Consider the following 19,164-nt stretch of genomic DNA (forward strand, 5'->3'; position numbering starts at 1 on the left):
TTCGGGTAAAGTTAACCAGCAAAAGTGGTAAATGAAGGCGATATGATTCAATGAGTTAATTAGGCGTTTTGCTGTCGGCATGGCGCAAAATGCCCTTTTCTTTGCCAGCGGGTGCGAAAAATCTGCAATTCAGGTAGACTTCAGCGGTTTTTAAGTCTGAGAGCCATTATGTCTACCACGTTATTTAAAGAGTTCCAGTTTGAATCTGCCCACCGCTTACCTCACGTGCCGGAAGGCCATAAATGTGGGCGTTTGCACGGCCATTCATTCCTGGTGCGATTAGAAATTACCGGCGAAGTGGATGCGCATACCGGTTGGGTGATGGATTTTGCCGAACTGAAGGCGAAGTTTAAGCCGCTGTATGAACGCCTCGATCATCACTATCTGAATGACATTCCGGGTCTGGAGAATCCTACCAGTGAAGTGCTGGCGAAATGGATTTGGGATCAGATGAAGCCGATTCTGCCGGAATTGAGTGCGGTAATGATTAAAGAGACCTGCACCGCCGGTTGCGTTTATCGCGGTTGAGGTCAGTGAAGCCGTAACCGTGAGTGAGGTCGCCATGCATGGCGACCTTAGAACTCAGGCAATATTCAGGTATTTGTGCGTCTGCATCGAAAGCCGCCAGTTGCGGGCGATACAGGTTTCAATACAGAGTTTCGTTGCCGCATCACCACGGCTGATCGGTTGCAGTGCCACAATGCGCTTTTTATCGTCGTGTAAACCTGCCAGCAACGCATCTAACGCTTCCACATCACGCTCACGCGCCACCGGATGTTTAATCTCATCGGCACGCTGCAGTGCCTGCGGCAAAACATCATAGCCACCGCGCATGTTCACCTTGGGTGAAACCGTCACCCATGTTGCGTCGGAACACTGCACGTCGTGCGTGCCGCTGGTTTCGATCTGGCAGGCAAAACCCGCCGCTTCTAATTGTTCCGTCAAAGGGCGCAGATCAAAAATCGCCGGTTCGCCGCCGGTGATCACCACATGACGTGCGGTCCAGCCCTGACGTTGGATGGTGTCGATCAACATGGCCGCATCGGCGCTGCCCCACGCATCGCTTTCCACGGTTTTGACCAGAATATCACCCAGCGAGGTCTCCCGATCCGCCCGCTTTTCCCAGGTATGTTTGGTATCACACCAGCTACAGCCCACCGGACATCCTTGTAAGCGGATGAACAGCGCCGGAACACCGGTGTAAAAACCTTCGCCCTGCAGCGTCTGGAACATTTCGTTAATCGGGTAGAACATTATTTACTCACGTCTAAAATTTGAGGCGCAGATTATGGCAGATCTTATGCGCCAGGTCACAGCTGCTTCGTGCCAAATAAAAGCAAAAGCCCCGCACAAGGCGGGGCTTCATTCAGACGATGCTGCGCGCAGGCAGCATACTCAGGCGATTACGCCTGGCCTTTAACTTCTTTCAGACCGTTGAACGGTGCTTTGCTGCCCAGCGCTTCTTCGATACGAATCAGCTGGTTGTACTTAGCTACACGGTCAGAACGGCTCATAGAACCGGTTTTGATCTGGCCAGCCGCCGTACCTACCGCCAGGTCAGCGATGGTTGCATCTTCGGTTTCACCTGAACGGTGTGAAATCACCGCGGTATAACCCGCATCTTTCGCCATCTTGATTGCAGCCAGAGTTTCGGTCAGTGAACCGATCTGGTTGAATTTGATCAGGATGGAGTTAGCGATGCCTTTATCGATACCTTCTTTCAGGATCTTGGTGTTGGTTACGAACAGATCGTCACCTACCAGCTGGATTTTGTCGCCCAGCACTTTGGTCTGGTAGGCGAAACCAGTCCAGTCAGATTCATCCAGACCGTCTTCGATAGAAACGATTGGGTACTGTTTGGTCAGGTCTTCCAGGAAGTGGGTGAACTCTTCTGAAGAGAAGGCTTTGTTGCCTTCGCCAGCCAGCACATATTTGCCGTCTTTGTAGAATTCAGATGCTGCGCAGTCCATCGCCAGGGTGATGTCTTTGCCCAGTTCGTAGCCTGCTGCTTTTACCGCTTCAGCGATAACAGCCAGCGCTTCGGCGTTAGAACCCAGGTTTGGCGCGTAGCCACCTTCATCACCAACTGCAGTGCTCATGCCTTTAGACTTCAGCACTTTTGCCAGGTGATGGAAGACTTCAGAACCCATGCGAATCGCTTCTTTCAGGGTTGGCGCGCCAACCGGCTGAATCATGAATTCCTGGATGTCGACGTTGTTGTCGGCGTGCTCACCACCGTTGATGATGTTCATCATTGGCAGCGGCATAGAGTATTTGCCTGGGGTGCCGTTCAGTTCAGCGATGTGTGCGTACAGCGGCAGGCCTTTAGAGGCAGCAGCAGCTTTAGCAGCAGCCAGTGAAACCGCCAGAATGGCGTTAGCACCGAAGTTTGATTTGTTCTCAGTACCGTCCAGCTCGATCATGATCTTATCGATGTTCGCCTGGTCTTTGGCATCTTTACCGGTTACCGCGTTAGCGATTGGACCGTTAACAGCCGCAACCGCTTTGGTTACGCCTTTGCCCAGGAAACGAGATTTGTCACCGTCACGCAGCTCCAGAGCTTCGCGAGAACCGGTTGATGCACCTGATGGCGCAGCAGCCAGACCAACGAAACCGCCTTCCAGATGCACTTCTGCTTCTACAGTTGGGTTGCCACGGGAGTCGATGATTTCGCGACCGATGACTTTTACGATTTTGGACATTCGATTTTCCTCAGTACAAGTTAGTCAATCCTAAGACAAACAACGCGCGAAAAGTTCGCGCGTTGTTCGTGAAACTTACTTCGCTAAACGCTTCTGGTGTTCCTGCGCGGCTTTCACAAAGCCAGCGAACAGCGGATGACCATCGCGTGGGGTCGACGTGAATTCCGGGTGGAACTGACAGGCAACAAACCACGGGTGGTTCGGGATCTCAATGATCTCAACCAGCTGATCGTCGCCAGAACGACCGGCAATATGCAGACCCGCCGCTTCAATCGGCTTCAGCAACATATTGTTTACTTCGTAACGATGACGGTGGCGTTCGGTAATGATTTCAGAACCGTACAACTGACGCACTTTGCTTTCCGGCGTCAACTGGCACTGCTGGCTGCCCAGACGCATGGTGCCGCCCAGATCGCTCTGCTCAGTACGCTGTTCAACGTTGCCCTCTTCGTCACGCCATTCGGTGATAAGCGCAACCACCGGATACTTACAGTCTGGCACAAATTCCGTAGAGTTCGCGCCTTCCATACCGGCAACGTTGCGGGCGAATTCCATCAGCGCAACCTGCATGCCCAGGCAAATTCCCAGGTAAGGCACGTTGTTCTCACGGGCGTATTGCGCCGTCATCATTTTGCCTTCCACACCGCGGTAGCCGAAGCCGCCAGGGATCAGAATAGCATCCAGATCTTTCAGTAATTCGACACCGCGCGTTTCAACATCCTGCGAGTCGATCAATTTGATATTCACGGTAACGCGATTTTTCAGGCCACCGTGTTTCAAGGCCTCAATCACTGACTTGTACGCATCCGGCAGTTCGACATATTTGCCGACCATACCGATGGTCACTTCGCCGCCCGGATTGGCTTCTTCGTAAATAACCTGTTCCCATTCGGCCAGGTTCGCTTCCGGCGCGTTCAGATTGAAACGCTTGCAGATGTAATCATCCAGACCTTGCGATTTCAGCATGCCTGGAATCTTGTAGATGGAATCCACATCTTTCAGGGAAATAACCGCTTTTTCTGGCACGTTACAGAACAGCGCGATTTTAGCGCGTTCGTTCGCCGGCACCGCGCGGTCAGAGCGGCAGATCAGCACGTCTGGCTGAATCCCGATCGACAGCAGCTCTTTTACTGAATGCTGGGTTGGCTTGGTTTTCACTTCGCCTGCGGCCGCCATATATGGCACCAGCGTCAGGTGCATATACATGGTGTGTTCACGACCGACATCGACCGCCATCTGGCGAATCGCTTCGAGGAACGGCAGAGATTCGATATCACCCACGGTACCGCCGATCTCGACCAGAACCACGTCATGACCTTCGCCGCCTTCAATAATGCGTTCTTTGATGGCGTTGGTGATGTGTGGAATAACCTGAATCGTGGCGCCCAGATAGTCACCGCGACGCTCTTTGCGCAGCACTTCTGAGTAGATACGACCGGTAGTAAAGTTGTTACGGCGCGACATTTTAGTGCGGATGAAGCGCTCGTAGTGACCTAAATCCAGATCGGTTTCGGCCCCATCATCGGTAACAAATACTTCACCGTGCTGCGTTGGGCTCATGGTACCCGGATCGACGTTGATGTACGGATCGAGTTTCATGATGGTCACATTAAGACCACGTGCTTCAAGGATGGCTGCGAGGGAGGCTGCGGCAATGCCTTTGCCCAGAGAGGAAACGACCCCGCCGGTCACAAAAATATAATTCGTTGTCATGCTGAACCTGAGAGTTTAGGTTTAAAGACGGTGGAATAACCAAGACGGGAAAATAGTATACTTGAAGTCGTCTTAAGCCACAATTGATGAATCACACCATCGTCCTCCACAGGTAAGCCGGTAACATAGCGGATAGCATGGTGCGAAATGTTGATGTACGTCACAAAGTCGCCGCAAGGCTGAATCGAGTAAGCTCAAGCGGCGAATTTATGCGCAGCGCTGGAATAATCGCCAGATTCGCTTACTGTTTGTTCTCGCTCACTTTCACCTGCTGCCAGGCGGCTTCCATTTGATCCAGGGTCGCATCGCTCATGGCTAACCCTTGTGAGGCGATGATGGCTTCAACTTCGCGGAAGCGGCGCTCAAATTTATCGTTGGCTTTTTGCAACGCGACTTCTGCTTTGCTGCCTAAATGGCGCGACAAATTGACGGTCGCGAACAGCAGATCACCGATTTCCTCTTCCAGCTTCGCGTTATCCACCACCGCTTGCTGCGCTTCGTGCATCACCTCATCGATCTCTTCATGCACTTTATCCAGCACCGGGCCGAGATTGTTCCAGTCGAAGCCCACCGAGCTGCAACGCTTCTGAATTTTGTGCGCGCGCATCAATGCCGGCAGCGCTTTAGGAATGTCGTCCAGCGCCGAGTGCTGCGATTTTTCTGCGCGTTCGCTGTGCTTGATGGCTTCCCAGTTTTTCAGCACTTCTTCGCTGGTTGCAGCCTGAACATCGCCAAAAATGTGCGGATGACGGCGCTCAAGTTTGTCGCTGATGGCGTTACAGATGTCATCGAAATTAAAGCGCTGCTGCTCATCGGCCATCTGCGCGTAGAACACCACCTGAAACAGCAGATCGCCAAGTTCACCGCGCAGATCGGCAAAATCTTCACGTTGGATGGCATCGATCACTTCGTAGGTTTCTTCCAGCGTGTAAGGCGCGATCGAGGCGAAGGTTTGCTGACGATCCCACGGGCAGCCGCGCTCCGGGTCGCGCAAGGTTTGCATGATGGTGAGCAGGCGATTTAAGGGCGTCATGAAAGGATCCTTTGGGAAAATTTTGGGAGAGACTGCGCCGGTTACAAATACGGCAGCGTCTTCTTCCCCCGCGAACGGGGGAAGATCGGGATGGGGGACAAACGGCTCTGAATTAATGCAAACGGCGCGCGTCGATAATATCCGGCACCTGATTGAGACGTGCCAGCACGCGGCCAAGCACTTGCTGGTTATAGATCTCAATATCCATATCAATGGTCGCCAGCTGCTTTTTGGTGTCACTGCGGCTGGAGACGCCGAGCACATTGACCTTCTCGTTAGCCAGAATGGTGGTGATATCGCGTAGCAGGCCGCTACGATCGTTGGCGGTAACGCGTACCACCAGCGAATAACCGCTGGAGTAATCCTCGCCCCACACCGCATCAACGATACGTTCCGGTGCGTGCGAAATCAGCTCGGTTAACTGGTCGCAGTCGGCGCGGTGAATCGAGATGCCGCGCCCCTGGGTGATAAAGCCCACGATATCGTCGCCAGGAATCGGCTGGCAGCAGCGGGCGATGTGGTGCAGCAGATTGCCCACGCCTTCCACCACCACGCGACCGCTCTCTTTGCGCGCGGACGGCGCATGTGACTTCTGCGTCAGCAGGCGCAGCGCCTCGCGATCTTCCTCTTCGGCGCTCGGCTTGTTGAGCTTGCCCTGCAGGAAATTCACCATCTGATTGAGGCGAATATCGCCGCCGCCAATCATCGCCAGCAGCTCATCCTGCGAACTGACGTTATAGCGCGGCAGCAGCAGTTTTTCCGCTTCGCGCATGCTGATATCCATCTGATTTAGCTCGCTTTCGAGGATCTGACGGCCAGCAATGATATTTTTGTCACGATCCTGTTTGCGGAACCAGGCATGAATTTTCGAGCGTCCGCGGCTGGTGGTGATATAGCCGAGGTTCGGGTTCAGCCAGTCGCGACTTGGGTTTGGCTGCTTCTGGGTGATCACTTCAATCTGATCGCCCATCTGCAACTGATAGGTAAACGGCACGATGCGCCCGCTAATTTTGGCGCCAATGCAGCGGTGGCCGATATCGCTGTGAATGTGGTAGGCGAAGTCGAGCGGCGTTGATCCCGCCGGCAGATCGACCACGTCACCTTTCGGGGTAAACACATACACGCGGTCGTCGAATACCTGGCTGCGCACCTCTTCCAGCATCTCGCCGGAATCAGCCATCTCTTCCTGCCAGCTAATCAGCTTACGCAGCCAGGCGATGCGCCCTTCATGTCCTGCCGCGCCGCGCGCGTTGCTGGAGGTTGGACCTTCTTTGTACTTCCAGTGTGCGGCGACGCCCAGCTCGGCATCTTCATGCATCTGGCGCGTACGAATCTGGATTTCCACCGTTTTGCCCTGCGGACCCAGCACCACGGTATGAATCGATTGATAGCCGTTAGGCTTGGGATTGGCAACGTAGTCGTCAAACTCACTCGGCAGATGGCGAAACAACGTATGCACCGTACCAAGCGCGCCGTAGCAATCCTGCAGCCGTTCCGCCACGATACGCACCGCGCGCACGTCAAACAGCTCATCGAACGCTAATGACTTCTTCTGCATCTTGCGCCAGATGCTGTAGATGTGTTTCGGACGACCATACACTTCAGCACGCACGCCCTCTTTCTGCATCTCGGCACGCAGGTTGGCAACGAAGCTTTCAATATAGCCTTCGCGGTCAATACGGCGTTCATGCAGCAGCTTAGCAATGCGTTTGTATTCATCGGGATGCAGATAGCGGAAGCAGTAATCTTCCAGCTCCCATTTGAGCTGACCGATACCCAAGCGGTTGGCCAGCGGCGCGTAGATATTGGTGCTCTCTTTCGCCGCGAGCACGCGCTCATCTTCTGGCGCGTCTTTCATTTCTCGCAGATGGGCGATACGTTCCGCCAGCTTGATAACCACGCAGCGAAAATCTTCCACCATCGCCAGCAGCATGCGGCGCACGTTATCCACCTGCTCGGAGGCCATCGAATCGTTGTGAATCGCTTTCAGCTGGCGAATGGCATCCATGTCGCGCACGCCGTGCACCAACATCACAATCTCTTTGCCAAAGGCTTTTTCGAGATCCTCTTCGCTCACCACATCGGCGTTGGCGAGCGGGAACAGCAGCGCCGCGCGCAGGCTGTCAATGTCCATGCTGAGCATGGTGAGAATTTCCACCATCTCAATACCGCGCCACAGCAGCAGAGCTTGATCAGGATGGTTGTGCGTTTCGGCTTCACAGTAGCGCCACGCATCCGCCAGTCGCTGACAGGATTGCGGATTGTTGATACTCAAACTGGCGATCCACTGGTCGAGGGCAAATTCGCCCGCCGTATTTAAATGCGCACTTCTAACCGCAACCATATCCTCTCCTGCCACAGCGATGTGGACATCGCTTATGCTTTGCTAAACAGCACCATGGATTCGAGATGACTGGTATGGGGGAACATATCCAGCATCGCGACCCTTTCCAAATGGTAGCCCGCTGACAGCAATGTCTGACTGTCACGCGCCAGCGTTGTAGGGTTACAGGAAACATAGACCACACGTTGCGGCGCAAGTTTAACCACATGCGCCATTACGCCCGCGGCCCCAGCACGCGCTGGATCCAGTAACACCTTGTTAAATCCCTGCGTCGCCCACGGCTGACGCGATACATCTTCCTCCAGGTTATGCTGGAAAAAGCGAACATTCTTGAGATTAGTCTGCTCAGCATTATACGCTGCCTGCTGCACTAATGCTGCAACGCCCTCCACACCTACAACATTTTGTACGAACTTTCCTAATGGCAAAGTAAAGTTTCCCATGCCGCAGAACAAATCCAGCACACGATCCTCTGGCTGCAAATCCAGCCATTCAATGGCTTTGGCGACCATCTGCTGATTCACACCATCGTTGACCTGAATAAAATTCTGCGGGCTAAAGGATAGCGGCAAATTCAACGAGTGATAAAAAGGTTCGCGCGCATTCAACGCCTGCAAACTTTCACTGCCATCAGCCAGATAGAGCGACAGTTGCTGCTCATGCGAAAAGCGTTCCAGTTTTGCGCGGTCGCCGGCAGATAATGCATCAAGATGACGCAGCACCATCAGCGGGCCATTATCCGCCAGCACCAATTCTACGTGGCCTAACCGTTTAACTGCCTGTAAATCGCTGAGGCACTGGTGCAGCGGCTGCAGCAACGCTTCAAGTTCGGGCACCAAAACCGGGCATTGCTTCAGTTCAACCAGATCGTTGCTGGCGGCCTGACGGAACCCCATTTGCAAACGCTGCTGTTTTGGCTGCCACTGCAATCCTAAACGCGCCCGGCGACGGTAGCCCCACGCGCTGCCGCTGATGATCTCATCGACCTTCACCGGCAGCGGCGCTTCTCGGCTTAACATGCGGCTTAATGCGCGCGCTTTACTCTCCTGCTGCAAAGCCACCGAGGCATGTTGCTGCTGGCAGCCGCCGCACACGCCAAAATGGACGCAGCGCGGTGTTTCCCGCTGTGGGCTGGGATTAATGATCTTGTTGGCTTTGGCGCGTGCGTATTTGCTTTTATCCTCGAACACCGTCACTTCCGCCTGTTCACCGGGCAGCGCACCGCTAACAAACATCGCCTTGCCTTTATGGCGCGCAACACCTTGTCCGAAAGGATCGAGGTCTTCAATGGTGACGGATATGCGAGCCTTCGTCGTCACACGCTGTTTTGCGGAGTAAAATTGCGCCATAGTATTGTGAAATCTCTACGTTAATTGGGTGTGCAGCCAATAACCGTGCTTGCACAGGGAAAAAATGCCAGGAGTCGCCAGGCCACAATTATGACCAAATACAGCCTGCGGGCGCGAATGATGATTCTGATACTGGCGCCAACGCTGATGATTGGTCTGCTGCTCAGTACCTTCTTTGTGGTGCACCGCTACAACGAATTACAGCATCAGGTGCACGACGCGGGAGCGAACATCATCGAACCGCTGGCGGTCTCCAGTGAATACGGCATGACGTGGCACAACCGCGATGCGATTCGCGAGTTAGTTAGTCTGCTGCATCGCCGCCACTCCGATATTGTCCGTGCCATCACCATTTTCGACAACAACAATCACGTCTACGTCACCTCGAATAACAATCAGAATCTGGCGCTGCTGCAAAAAGAGGACATCTCCACGCTGGAAGATGGCGTCTCGGTGGAGCGGCAAGGCACAATTATGATTCTGCGCACGCCGATTATCTCTGAACGCTATTCGGTGGATGAGCTGCCGGGCGAAGATGCCAAACCAGCCGGGAATCCGCTGGGTTATGTGGCGATCGAACTGGATCTGCAATCGGTGCGGCTGGAGCAGTACAAAGAAGTATTTGTCGCCACGCTGCTGCTGCTGTTCTGCCTGTGTATCGCCATGCTGTTTGCCTATCGCCTGATGCGCGACGTCACCGGTCCCATTCGCAATATGGTTACCACCGTGGACCGCATTCGTCGTGGCCAGCTGGACAGCCGCGTCGATGGCTACATGCTGGGCGAGCTGAGCATTCTGAAAAACGGCATCAACGCCATGGCGATGTCGCTCACCGCCTATCACGAAGAGATGCAGCAAAACATCGATCAGGCGACTTACGATCTGCGTGAAACGCTGGAGCAGCTGGAGATTCAGAACGTGGAGCTGGATCTGGCGAAGAAGCGCGCGCAGGAAGCGGCGCGCATCAAATCGGAGTTCCTCGCCAACATGTCGCATGAGCTGCGTACGCCGCTGAACGGCGTAATTGGCTTTACCCGTCAGATGCTAAAAACCGGGCTGAGCACCAATCAACGCGACTACATGAGCACCATCGAGCGTTCGGCGAATAACCTGCTGAGCATCATTAATGACGTGCTCGATTTCTCGAAACTGGAAGCCGGCAAGCTGGTGCTGGAGTCGATCCCGTTCCCGCTGCGCGCCACGCTGGATGAAACGCTGGTGCTGCTGGCGCCATCTGCCCATGAAAAAGGGCTGGAAATTACCGTGTGCCTGGAAAAACAGGTGCCGGATAATGTGATTGGCGATCCGCTGCGCCTGCAGCAGATCATGATTAACCTGATTGGTAACGCGATCAAGTTCACCGAGCACGGTCATATCGATTTGCGCGTTGAGCTGCGCAGCATCAACACTACGCGCGTCGAGCTGGAGATTCAGGTGCATGACACCGGCATCGGTATCTCTGAACAGCAGCAGTCGCAGCTATTCCAGGCGTTTCGTCAGGCCGATGCCAGCATTACGCGCCGTCATGGCGGCACCGGTTTAGGGTTGGTGATCACTCAGAAACTGGTGAGCGAAATGGGCGGCGAAATTGCCTTCCACAGCCGTCCGAATCAGGGTTCGACCTTCTGGGTGCACGTTCATCTCGATCTCAATCCCAATGCACCAGCCATTCCGCGCATGTTGGACGATTTGCGCGCCACGCCGCTGGCGTATATCGAGCCACATCCAGCGGTGGCGAAAGCGGTGCAGGAGATGCTGAGCATCACGCCGCTGCAGGTGCAGCACTTCTCCAGCCTGGAAGAGATGCCCGAGACGCACTTCCCGCTGCTGCTGATAGGTTTGCCGGTCACCGAGCCGCATCCTGCGACGTTGCCGGATGCATTGATTAAACGTCTGCATGCGCGCGCCGATTCGGTGCTGCTGGCGCTGCCGAGTGAAATGATGCTATTTGCCGATGACTTACGGGCGCGCGGCATTGCCGGGTGTATCGCCAAACCAGTTTCGTTGACGCGCTTGCTGCCGATGCTGCTGGACTTACATGACTGGCAAAGCGATGCGTTGCCGCGCGGTGCACGTCAGCCGCTGACGGTAATGGCGGTGGATGACAATCCCGCCAACCTGAAACTGATTGGCGCACTGCTGGAGGAGCAGGTGCAGCACATCATTCTGTGTGATAACGCCGAGCAGGCGATTCGTCAGGCGCGCCTGCACAAGCTGGACGTGATTCTAATGGACATTCAGATGCCGGATATCGATGGCATCCGCGCTAGCGAAATCATCCGCAGCCTGCCGCTGCACGCCACCACACCGATTGTCGCCGTTACTGCGCATGCGCTGGATGGCGAACGAGCGCAGCTTATCAACGCTGGCATGAATGACTATCTGGCGAAGCCGATTGATGAGGACAAATTGAGCCAGCTGCTGCAGCGTTACGCGCCGAACCGGGTCATGCCACAGCCGCAACAGCCGCACGTGGCGCCGTCGCTGGACTGGACGCTGGCGCTACGTCAGGCCGCCAATAAACCCGATTTAGCCCGCGATTTGCTGCAAATGCTGCTCGATTTCCTGCCGGAAGTCGAAGAGCGCGTAGAGAGTGCAATGGCGAGCAATGATGTGGTGGGATTGCGCGAGATTATCCACAAGCTGCACGGCAGCGCCAGCTACAGCGGCGTGCCGCGCCTGAAGCAGCTGTGTCAGCAGCTGGAGAAGAGTTTGCATCAGGAGAGCGATATCGACGCGCTGGAGCCGGAGCTGCTGGAGTTGAGCGATGAGATGGCGAACGTGGCGCGTGAAGCGAGGAAGTTATTGGCGTTGGGTTAGTGCGGTGCGGTTTTCCCCTCACCCCAGCCCTCTCCCGCAAGCGGGCGAGGGAGTTGCCCTGAGCATGCTGAAGTTACGTGCAAACTTATTCCATCGCTCGGATCGGTTCCCTCTCCCTCTGGGAGAGGATTAGGGTGAGGGAAAACTATCTCCCTTTCCCCAGCTTAATCACCGCCGCCACATTGCGCGCCGTCAGGCGCACGTTCTGCGCCGCGTTGGCCAGCGCGTCATCCAATGAGCAGATGCTAAACAACACGCTGAACACCGCATCCAGCCCATGTTGGTGCACCACGCCGACATCCGCGGTTAAACTTCCGGCAATGCCAATCACCGGTTTATTAAACTGCTTCGCGACCTTTGCCACACCAATCGGCACCTTGCCGTTAATGCTTTGACTATCAATGCGCCCTTCGCCGGTAATCACCAGATCGGCATCTTTCACCTGCTCGGCCAGGCCCAAGGCTTCAGTGACAATCTCAATGCCGCTGCGTAACTCGGCCTGACAAAACGCATGCAGCGCCGCGCCCATGCCGCCCGCCGCGCCGCCACCATCAATGTGTAAAACATCAATATCCAGATCGCGATGAATCAGGGTGGCGTAATGTTCCAGTGCTTTGTCCAGCTGCTGCACCAGTTCCGGCGTCGCGCCTTTCTGCGGACCGAAGATCGCCGAAGCGCCCTTATCACCGGTGAGCGGATTGCTGACATCGCAGGCGACTTCAAAGCGACACTGCTTAATACGCGTATCCAGCTGTTCGATATCGATGCGCGCCAGCTGCGGTAATGCGCCGCCGCCGTAGGCGATTTGCTTGCCGTGCTCATCCAGCAGTTGTGCGCCCAGCGCCTGCATCATGCCGGAACCGCCATCATTGGTGGCGCTGCCGCCAATGCCGATAATGAAGTGATCGACACCGCGATCGAGCGCATCTTTGATCAGCTCGCCGGTGCCGAACGAGGTGGTAATCAGCGGATCGCGCTGTGCCGCGGGCACTAACTCCAGCCCGCTGGCTGCCGCCATTTCGATAAATGCGGTACGCTCATCACCTGACAAACCGTAGAACGCCTCCACTGGCTTGCCGAGCGGTCCAGTAACCGTCAGCCGGACAATGTTTCCCTGCGTTGCCGCCACCATCGCTTCAACCGTGCCTTCACCACCGTCGGCAACCGGTATTTTCACGTACTCAGCTTCGGGAAAGATCTCGCGGAATCCCGCTTCAATCGCCGAAGCCACTTCCAGGGCGGATAAACTCTCTTTATATGAATCCGGTGCGATGACAATTTTCATAGGCAATCCAGCGCGGTTGATGACGGACATCCGTCCTGCGAAGGCAGCGAGCCGCCCGACATCCTTAGACGCCGGACGATTGCACTACCGGGTGATCTCAACTTTCGCTAATTTTTCATAATAGCAGGCCAGCGCGCTATGGTCGGAAGTGCCCTGTCCATCCACTTTCAGCGCCTGCATCATCTCCATCACTGCGGCAGTCAGCGGCAGATGCGCACCGATCTCGTGCGAGGTATCCAGCGCATTGGCCAGATCTTTGATATGCAGATCGATGCGGAAGCCCGGTTTGAAGTTACGATCCAGTACCATCGGCGCTTTGGCATCCAGCACGGTGCTGCCTGCCAGACCACCACGAATCGCCTGATAAACCAGCTCAGGATTAACGCCCGCTTTGGTCGCCAGCGACAGCGCTTCTGACATCGCCGCGATGTTAAGCGCCACAATCACCTGGTTCGCTAGCTTGGTCACATTTCCCGCACCAATGTCACCGGTGTGGACCACCGAACCCGCCATCGCTTTCATGATGTCGTAGCACTGATCAAACACCGCTTTATCGCCGCCCACCATCACCGACAGCGTGCCTTCAATCGCTTTCGGCTCGCCGCCGCTGACTGGCGCATCGAGCATTTTGATGCCTTTCGCCGCCAGCGCATCATGCACTTCGCGGCTGGCCAACGGCGCAATGGAACTCATGTCGATAACAATCAGGCCCGGCTTCGCGCCTTCGATGAGGCCGTTAGCACCGAGGCACACCTCTTTAACCTGTGGCGAGTTCGGTACCATGGTGATCAACACATCCACCTGTTCAGCCACCTCTTTTGGCGTCTTGGCTACGGTGGCGCCCAGCTCCACCAGCTCTGCTTCGTTGCTAACATTATGGTCGCGCACCACCAGCGAATAACCGGCTTTCACCAGGTTTTTACTCATCGGTTTGCCCATGATGCCGAGGCCGATAAATCCAATTTTCATTGCCTTTCCTCTCAGTCAGTTATTTTTTAAATTTGTCACACAGCGCCTGCGTGGCGTTACGGAACACACCCAGATCGCTGCCTACCGCCACAAAGCTGGCGCCCCACTCCAGATAGCGGCGCGCATCGGCTTCCACCGGCGCCAGAATGCCACTCGGTTTCCCCGCTGCTTTGGCGCGTTCGAAGACGTGTTTAATCACTTTCAATACTTCGGGATGCGCAGGCTGGCCCAGATAGCCGAGCGCGGCCGAGAGATCGCCCGGCCCAACGAAGATGCCATCGACCCCCTCCACCGCGGCGATAGCATCGATATTGTCCACCGCCTGTTGCGTTTCGATCTGCACCAGCACCGTGATGTTGTCGTTAATGTTGCTGTTGTAATCCGGCAGCGTGCCGTACATGTTGCTGCGGTGTGAAACCGACACACCGCGAATGCCCGCCGGTGGATAGCGAGTAGATGCCACCGCGCGAATCGCTTCTTCCTCGGTTTCCACAAATGGCACCAGGAAGTTGTAGAAGCCGATATCCAGCAAGCGCTTGATGATGATCGGTTCGTTGCACGGCGGACGCACCACCGGCGCGCTGTGGCTGCCCTTCAGTGCCATTAGCTGCGGCACAAAGGTGGTGATGTCATTCGGCGCGTGTTCGCCATCCAGTACCAGCCAGTCAAAGCCCGCCAGGCCCAGCACTTCAGTGGTAAGGGGATTAGCCAGCGCGCACCAGCTGCCAATCAGGGTTTCTCCTGCCAGCAGACGGCGACGAAAAGGGTTCGGCCAGGCATTGCTCATTGTCTTCACTCCTGTCGGTTACAGCAGGCTCCCGCGCGGGGAGCCGGAAAAGTTAGCGCACCAGGCACGGACGCTTGTTATCAAAGGTCCAGTTCGGTACGAGGAACTGCATGGCTTGCGCATCATCGCGCGCGCCCAAACCGTGTTTCTGATACAGCGCGTTGGCCTGCATCACCTGATCCATATCCAGCTCGACGCCGAGACCCGGTTTTTGCGGCACCTGCACCATGCCGCCTTTAATCTGGAACGGCTCTTTGGTCAGGCGCTGATTGCCTTCCTGCCAAATCCAATGCGTATCGATAGCGGTAATCGCGCCCGGTGCGGCGGCGGCAACGTGGGTAAACATCGCCAGTGAAATGTCGAAGTGGTTGTTAGAGTGCGAGCCCCACGTCAGGCCGAAGTCGTGACACATCTGCGCCACGCGTACCGAACCCTGCATCGTCCAGAAGTGCGGATCGGCCAGCGGGATATCGACCGACTGCAGCGACAGCGTGTGGCCCATTTGACGCCAGTCGGTGGCGATCATGTTGGTGGCGGTCGGCATGCCGGTGGCGCGGCGGAATTCCGCCATCACTTCGCGACCGGAATAGCCCTGCTCAGCACCGCACGGATCTTCCGCATAGGCCAGCACACCTTTCAGCTGCTTACCGAGCAGAATCGCCTCGTTGAGCGACCAGGCGCCGTTAGGATCAAGCGTAACGCGCGCCTGCGGGAAACGCTTCGCCAGCGCCGTCACCGCTTCGGCCTCTTCGCCACCGCGCAGCACGCCGCCTTTCAGTTTGAAATCGTTAAAGCCATATTTTTCATAGGCCGCTTCCGCCAGGCGCACCACCGTATCCGGCGTCAGTGCTTCTTCGTGGCGCAGGCGATACCAATCGCATTTGTCATTTTCCTGGCTCTGATACGGTAGCGAGGTTTTCTTGCGGTCGCCGACATAGAACAGATAGCCGAGCATTTCTACCCGGTCGCGCTGCTGACCATCGCCAAGCAACGAGGCGACGTTCACGCCCAAATGCTGTCCCAGCAGATCGAGCAGCGCCGCTTCGATGCCAGTAACCACGTGAATGGTGGTACGCAAATCAAAGGTTTGATTGCCGCGTCCGCTGGAATCGCGGTCGGCAAAGGTGCTGCGCACCAGGTTGAGGATGTTCTTGTATTCGCCAACGGTTTTCTGCACCACCAGCGCCGCCGCATCCTCCAGCGTCTGACGAATCTTTTCGCCGCCCGGAATCTCACCGACGCCGGTGTGTCCGGCATTGTCTTTAATGATGACGATGTTGCGGGTAAAGAACGGCGAATGCGCGCCACTCAGGTTAAGCAACATGCTGTCGTGACCGGCCACCGGAATGACCTGCAGCGATGTTATTTTCGGTGTCTGACTCATTTCCTGCTCCTTAAACTTAGCCGCGACCAAAGGCTGGACGCTTGCGATCGAATGACCAATTGGGAACCAGATACTGCATCGCGGTGGCGTCATTACGTGCGCCCGCTGGCAGTGATTTGTACAACGCGTTGGCCTGATGCAGGCGATCCCAATCCAGCTCGACGCCGAGGCCCGGCTTATCCGGCACGGCGATTTTGCCGTTGCGGATCTGCAGCGGCTCTTTGGTCAGGCGCTGATCGCCCTCCTGCCAAATCCAGTGCGTATCAATCGCGGTGGGGTTACCCGGCGCAGCAGCGCCAACGTGGGTGAACATCGCCAGTGAAATATCGAAGTGGTTATTGGAGTGACAGCCCCACGTCAGCCCCCAGTCATCACACAGCTGCGCCACGCGCACTGCACCGCTCAGCGTCCAGAAGTGCGGATCGGCCAGCGGGATATCGACGGCATTCAGCATCACCGCGTGGTTCATCTCGCGCCAGTTGGTGGCGATCATGTTGGTGGCGACCGGCAACCCCGTCGCACGGCGGAATTCGGCCATGACTTCGCGGCCGGAATAGCCCTGCTCGGCACCGCACGGATCTTCGGCGTAGGTCAGCACATCGCCCATGCCTTTACACAAGCGAATGGCTTCATCCAGCGTCCAGGCACCGTTGGGATCGACGGTGATGCGCGCATCGGGGAAGCGTTTTTTTAGCGCCACCGCCGACTCAATCTCCTGCTCGCCCGGCAGCACGCCGCCTTTGAGTTTGAAATCTTTGAAGCCATATTTGTCCTGCGCCGCTTCCGCCAGACGCACCACAGATTCCGGCGTCAGCGCCTCCTGATGACGCAAGTGATACCAGTCGTGGCTGGCGTTTTCGCCGGTCAGATACGGCAAATCGGTTTTGCGACGATCGCCGAGATAGAACAGATAGCCGAGCACCGTGACCTCATCGCGCTGCTGGCCCGGACCGAGCAGTTCCGCCACCGGCACGCCGAGACATTGGCCGAGTAAATCCAGTAGTGCCGCTTCCAGCGCGGCCACCGCATTGACGCGCAGTTCGAAGGTCCACGCGCCTTTGCCGAAGGTATCGAAATCCGCCGACTGATTGCCTTTGTGCACCTGCTGCACCAGACGATTCATGCGGGCAACCTGCTGACCTTTTACCTGCGGAATCGCCTCAACCAGCGTTTGGTAGATGGTTTCCCCGCCCGGCGCTTCACCGACGCCGATGTGTCCCGCGCTATCCGTGAGCACCACGATATTGCGGGTGAAGCAGGCGCTGTGCGCGCCACCGATGTTGAGCAACATGCTGTCGTAACCGGCAACCGGAATCACCTGCATATCGGTGATGACCGGCGTGCTTTGCGTAGTCATATTCCGTCCTTATGGCCTGGTTTTCAGTTCAACGCGTTTGATATCGCCGGCAATCACCAGGAAACTAAATGCGGCAACAAAGGCATGGATACCGACATAAATCAGCGCGCCTTCGAAAGATCCGCTGGTGGCGATGATGTAACCGATGGCAATTGGCGTGACGATGCCGGAGAAGTTACCGAACATGTTGAACAAGCCGCCGCTCAAACCGCTGATCTCTTTCGGGGCGGTATCTGCCATCACTGCCCAACCCAGCGCACCAATGCCTTTGCCGAAGAATGCCAGCGCCATAAAGAACACCACCACCCATTCCGTGTCGGTGTAGTTACACATCACCATCGAGATGGAGAGCAGCATACCGAGCACAATGGGCGTTTTACGCGCGATGTTCAGCGAACCGGTTTTACGCATCAGGTAATCAGAAATCACGCCGCCCAATACGCCGCCGAGGAAGCCACACACCGCAGGAATCGAAGCAATAAAGCCGGCCTTCAGAATCGACATGCCGCGCGCCTGCACCAGATACACCGGGAACCAGGTAATAAAGAAGTAGGTTAAGGCGTTGACGCAGTATTGGCCGAGATAGATGCCCAGCATCATGCGTGAGGTCAGTAGCTGTTTGATCTGGAACCACTTCTCGCTCCAGCTCACTTTGCGGTCATCCTTTTTGACGTCCATGTTGATCAGTGCGCCGCCCTGCTCCATGTACTCCAGCTCGGCTTTGTTGACGCCCGGATGATCGGTGGGATCGTGGATCACTTTCAGCCAGATAAAGCTGAGGATGATGCCCAATCCGCCCATGAACCAGAACACGTGCGCCCAGCCCACTTCGGAGACCAGCCAACCCATGATCGGCGCGAAGATTACCGTGGCAAAGTATTGCGCCGAGTTAAAGATTGCGACGGCGGTGCCGCGCTCCTGTGCCGGGAACCAGGCCGCAACAATGCGGCTATTGCCGGGGAAGGATGGCGCTTCAGCCAGGCCGACCAGGAAGCGCAACAGGAACAGCGAAATGATAATGCCAAAACCGCTGAACAGATCGACGAAGCCTTGCAGCAAGGTAAACAGCGACCAGAGGAAGATGCTCCAGAAGTAGACGCGTTTTGAGCCGAAGCGGTCGAGCAGCCAGCCGCCCGGAATCTGCCCAATCACGTACGCCCAGGAAAAGGCGGAGAAGATATAGCCAAGGCCGACCGAATCGAGGCCGATCTCTTTGGACATCGCCGAACCGGCAATCGAAATGGTTGCGCGGTCACCGTAGTTGAACGAGGTGACGATAAATAACATCACCACAATCCAGTAACGGGCATTGGTGCGCTTTTGCACCGCTTCCGCTGTCTGGCTGAAACTATTCATGATGCACTCCTGAAATATAGCGAACGCTACATCCACTCTGACTGCATACACATCGCGTTGGGTAT

Annotated in this window: 14 protein-coding genes; 2 read left to right on the forward strand and 12 right to left on the reverse strand. The window is 56.0% G+C overall.

Going from position 1 to position 19,164, the window contains the following annotated elements:
• The first annotated feature begins 168 nt into the window (after window positions 1–168).
• On the forward strand, window positions 169–528 hold the full coding sequence (gene queD / locus K5Y33_RS17220) for a 6-carboxytetrahydropterin synthase QueD (RefSeq protein WP_167391191.1): 360 nt from the start codon (window positions 169–171) through the stop codon (window positions 526–528).
• A gap of 54 nt (window positions 529–582) precedes the next feature.
• Here the strand turns inward: queD and queE are convergent, their stop codons facing one another.
• From queE to rlmD, 6 genes are all read right to left on the reverse strand, one after another.
• Complete coding sequence (queE, locus tag K5Y33_RS17225; RefSeq protein ID WP_110868307.1) at window positions 583–1,254, reverse strand: 7-carboxy-7-deazaguanine synthase QueE; 672 nt, start codon at window positions 1,252–1,254, stop codon at window positions 583–585.
• Window positions 1,255–1,403: 149 nt separating this feature from the next.
• Window positions 1,404–2,702, reverse strand: coding sequence for a phosphopyruvate hydratase (eno, locus tag K5Y33_RS17230; protein WP_101762594.1), 1,299 nt, complete (start codon window positions 2,700–2,702; stop codon window positions 1,404–1,406).
• Between the two features lie 75 nt (window positions 2,703–2,777).
• Window positions 2,778–4,415 carry a glutamine hydrolyzing CTP synthase gene (gene pyrG / locus K5Y33_RS17235; protein ID WP_007891723.1) on the reverse strand — a complete coding sequence of 546 codons (1,638 nt, stop codon included), beginning with the start codon at window positions 4,413–4,415 and terminating at the stop codon, window positions 2,778–2,780.
• 241 nt (window positions 4,416–4,656) lie between these two features.
• Window positions 4,657–5,448, reverse strand: coding sequence for a nucleoside triphosphate pyrophosphohydrolase (mazG, locus tag K5Y33_RS17240; RefSeq protein ID WP_222234651.1), 792 nt, complete (start codon window positions 5,446–5,448; stop codon window positions 4,657–4,659).
• Between the two features lie 112 nt (window positions 5,449–5,560).
• The gene (relA, locus tag K5Y33_RS17245; protein ID WP_101762592.1) at window positions 5,561–7,792 is read right to left on the reverse strand and encodes a GTP diphosphokinase; all 2,232 of its coding nucleotides are present in this window, start codon (window positions 7,790–7,792) and stop codon (window positions 5,561–5,563) included.
• A 32-nt stretch (window positions 7,793–7,824) separates the two neighbouring features.
• Complete coding sequence (gene rlmD / locus K5Y33_RS17250; RefSeq protein WP_101762591.1) at window positions 7,825–9,141, reverse strand: 23S rRNA (uracil(1939)-C(5))-methyltransferase RlmD; 1,317 nt, start codon at window positions 9,139–9,141, stop codon at window positions 7,825–7,827.
• Between the two features lie 90 nt (window positions 9,142–9,231).
• Here rlmD and barA point away from each other — a divergent pair, with 90 nt between their 5' ends.
• A complete protein-coding gene (gene barA, locus K5Y33_RS17255; protein ID WP_222234653.1) occupies window positions 9,232–11,961 on the forward strand; it encodes a two-component sensor histidine kinase BarA in 2,730 nt (909 codons plus the stop codon).
• A gap of 145 nt (window positions 11,962–12,106) precedes the next feature.
• On the opposite strand, the gene K5Y33_RS17260 is transcribed toward barA, so the two are convergent.
• From K5Y33_RS17260 to K5Y33_RS17285, 6 genes are all read right to left on the reverse strand, one after another.
• Window positions 12,107–13,246: a glycerate kinase gene (locus tag K5Y33_RS17260; RefSeq protein ID WP_192236501.1), complete on the reverse strand. Its 1,140-nt coding sequence runs from the start codon at window positions 13,244–13,246 to the stop codon at window positions 12,107–12,109.
• An 84-nt stretch (window positions 13,247–13,330) separates the two neighbouring features.
• A complete protein-coding gene (garR, locus tag K5Y33_RS17265) occupies window positions 13,331–14,215 on the reverse strand; it encodes a 2-hydroxy-3-oxopropionate reductase (RefSeq protein WP_222234655.1) in 885 nt (294 codons plus the stop codon).
• Between the two features lie 19 nt (window positions 14,216–14,234).
• Window positions 14,235–15,002: a 2-dehydro-3-deoxyglucarate aldolase gene (gene garL, locus K5Y33_RS17270; RefSeq protein ID WP_222234656.1), complete on the reverse strand. Its 768-nt coding sequence runs from the start codon at window positions 15,000–15,002 to the stop codon at window positions 14,235–14,237.
• Window positions 15,003–15,054: 52 nt separating this feature from the next.
• Window positions 15,055–16,386 carry a glucarate dehydratase gene (gudD, locus tag K5Y33_RS17275; RefSeq protein ID WP_110868303.1) on the reverse strand — a complete coding sequence of 444 codons (1,332 nt, stop codon included), beginning with the start codon at window positions 16,384–16,386 and terminating at the stop codon, window positions 15,055–15,057.
• 16 nt (window positions 16,387–16,402) lie between these two features.
• Window positions 16,403–17,743 carry a glucarate dehydratase family protein gene (locus tag K5Y33_RS17280; RefSeq protein WP_222234658.1) on the reverse strand — a complete coding sequence of 447 codons (1,341 nt, stop codon included), beginning with the start codon at window positions 17,741–17,743 and terminating at the stop codon, window positions 16,403–16,405.
• Between the two features lie 9 nt (window positions 17,744–17,752).
• Window positions 17,753–19,099: an MFS transporter gene (locus K5Y33_RS17285; RefSeq protein ID WP_101762584.1), complete on the reverse strand. Its 1,347-nt coding sequence runs from the start codon at window positions 19,097–19,099 to the stop codon at window positions 17,753–17,755.
• Window positions 19,100–19,164: the final 65 nt, after the last annotated feature.

Origin of the sequence: Pantoea sp. DY-17 (genome assembly GCF_019795975.1) — a bacterium.
Classification (GTDB): domain Bacteria; phylum Pseudomonadota; class Gammaproteobacteria; order Enterobacterales; family Enterobacteriaceae; genus Pantoea; species Pantoea leporis.

What these genes read in the sequence shown, in the direction of transcription:
- pyrG (WP_007891723.1), bottom strand. Translation starts at nt 4,415, where the DNA reads ATGACAACGAATTATATTTTTGTGACCGGCGGGGTCGTTTCCTCTCTG.
- queD (WP_167391191.1), top strand. Translation starts at nt 169, where the DNA reads ATGTCTACCACGTTATTTAAAGAGTTCCAGTTTGAATCTGCCCACCGC.
- mazG (WP_222234651.1), bottom strand. Translation starts at nt 5,448, where the DNA reads ATGACGCCCTTAAATCGCCTGCTCACCATCATGCAAACCTTGCGCGAC.
- garL (WP_222234656.1), bottom strand. Translation starts at nt 15,002, where the DNA reads ATGAGCAATGCCTGGCCGAACCCTTTTCGTCGCCGTCTGCTGGCAGGA.
- garR (WP_222234655.1), bottom strand. Translation starts at nt 14,215, where the DNA reads ATGAAAATTGGATTTATCGGCCTCGGCATCATGGGCAAACCGATGAGT.
- gudD (WP_110868303.1), bottom strand. Translation starts at nt 16,386, where the DNA reads ATGAGTCAGACACCGAAAATAACATCGCTGCAGGTCATTCCGGTGGCC.
- K5Y33_RS17285 (WP_101762584.1), bottom strand. Translation starts at nt 19,099, where the DNA reads ATGAATAGTTTCAGCCAGACAGCGGAAGCGGTGCAAAAGCGCACCAAT.
- eno (WP_101762594.1), bottom strand. Translation starts at nt 2,702, where the DNA reads ATGTCCAAAATCGTAAAAGTCATCGGTCGCGAAATCATCGACTCCCGT.
- rlmD (WP_101762591.1), bottom strand. Translation starts at nt 9,141, where the DNA reads ATGGCGCAATTTTACTCCGCAAAACAGCGTGTGACGACGAAGGCTCGC.
- relA (WP_101762592.1), bottom strand. Translation starts at nt 7,792, where the DNA reads ATGGTTGCGGTTAGAAGTGCGCATTTAAATACGGCGGGCGAATTTGCC.
- queE (WP_110868307.1), bottom strand. Translation starts at nt 1,254, where the DNA reads ATGTTCTACCCGATTAACGAAATGTTCCAGACGCTGCAGGGCGAAGGT.
- barA (WP_222234653.1), top strand. Translation starts at nt 9,232, where the DNA reads ATGACCAAATACAGCCTGCGGGCGCGAATGATGATTCTGATACTGGCG.
- K5Y33_RS17260 (WP_192236501.1), bottom strand. Translation starts at nt 13,246, where the DNA reads ATGAAAATTGTCATCGCACCGGATTCATATAAAGAGAGTTTATCCGCC.
- K5Y33_RS17280 (WP_222234658.1), bottom strand. Translation starts at nt 17,743, where the DNA reads ATGACTACGCAAAGCACGCCGGTCATCACCGATATGCAGGTGATTCCG.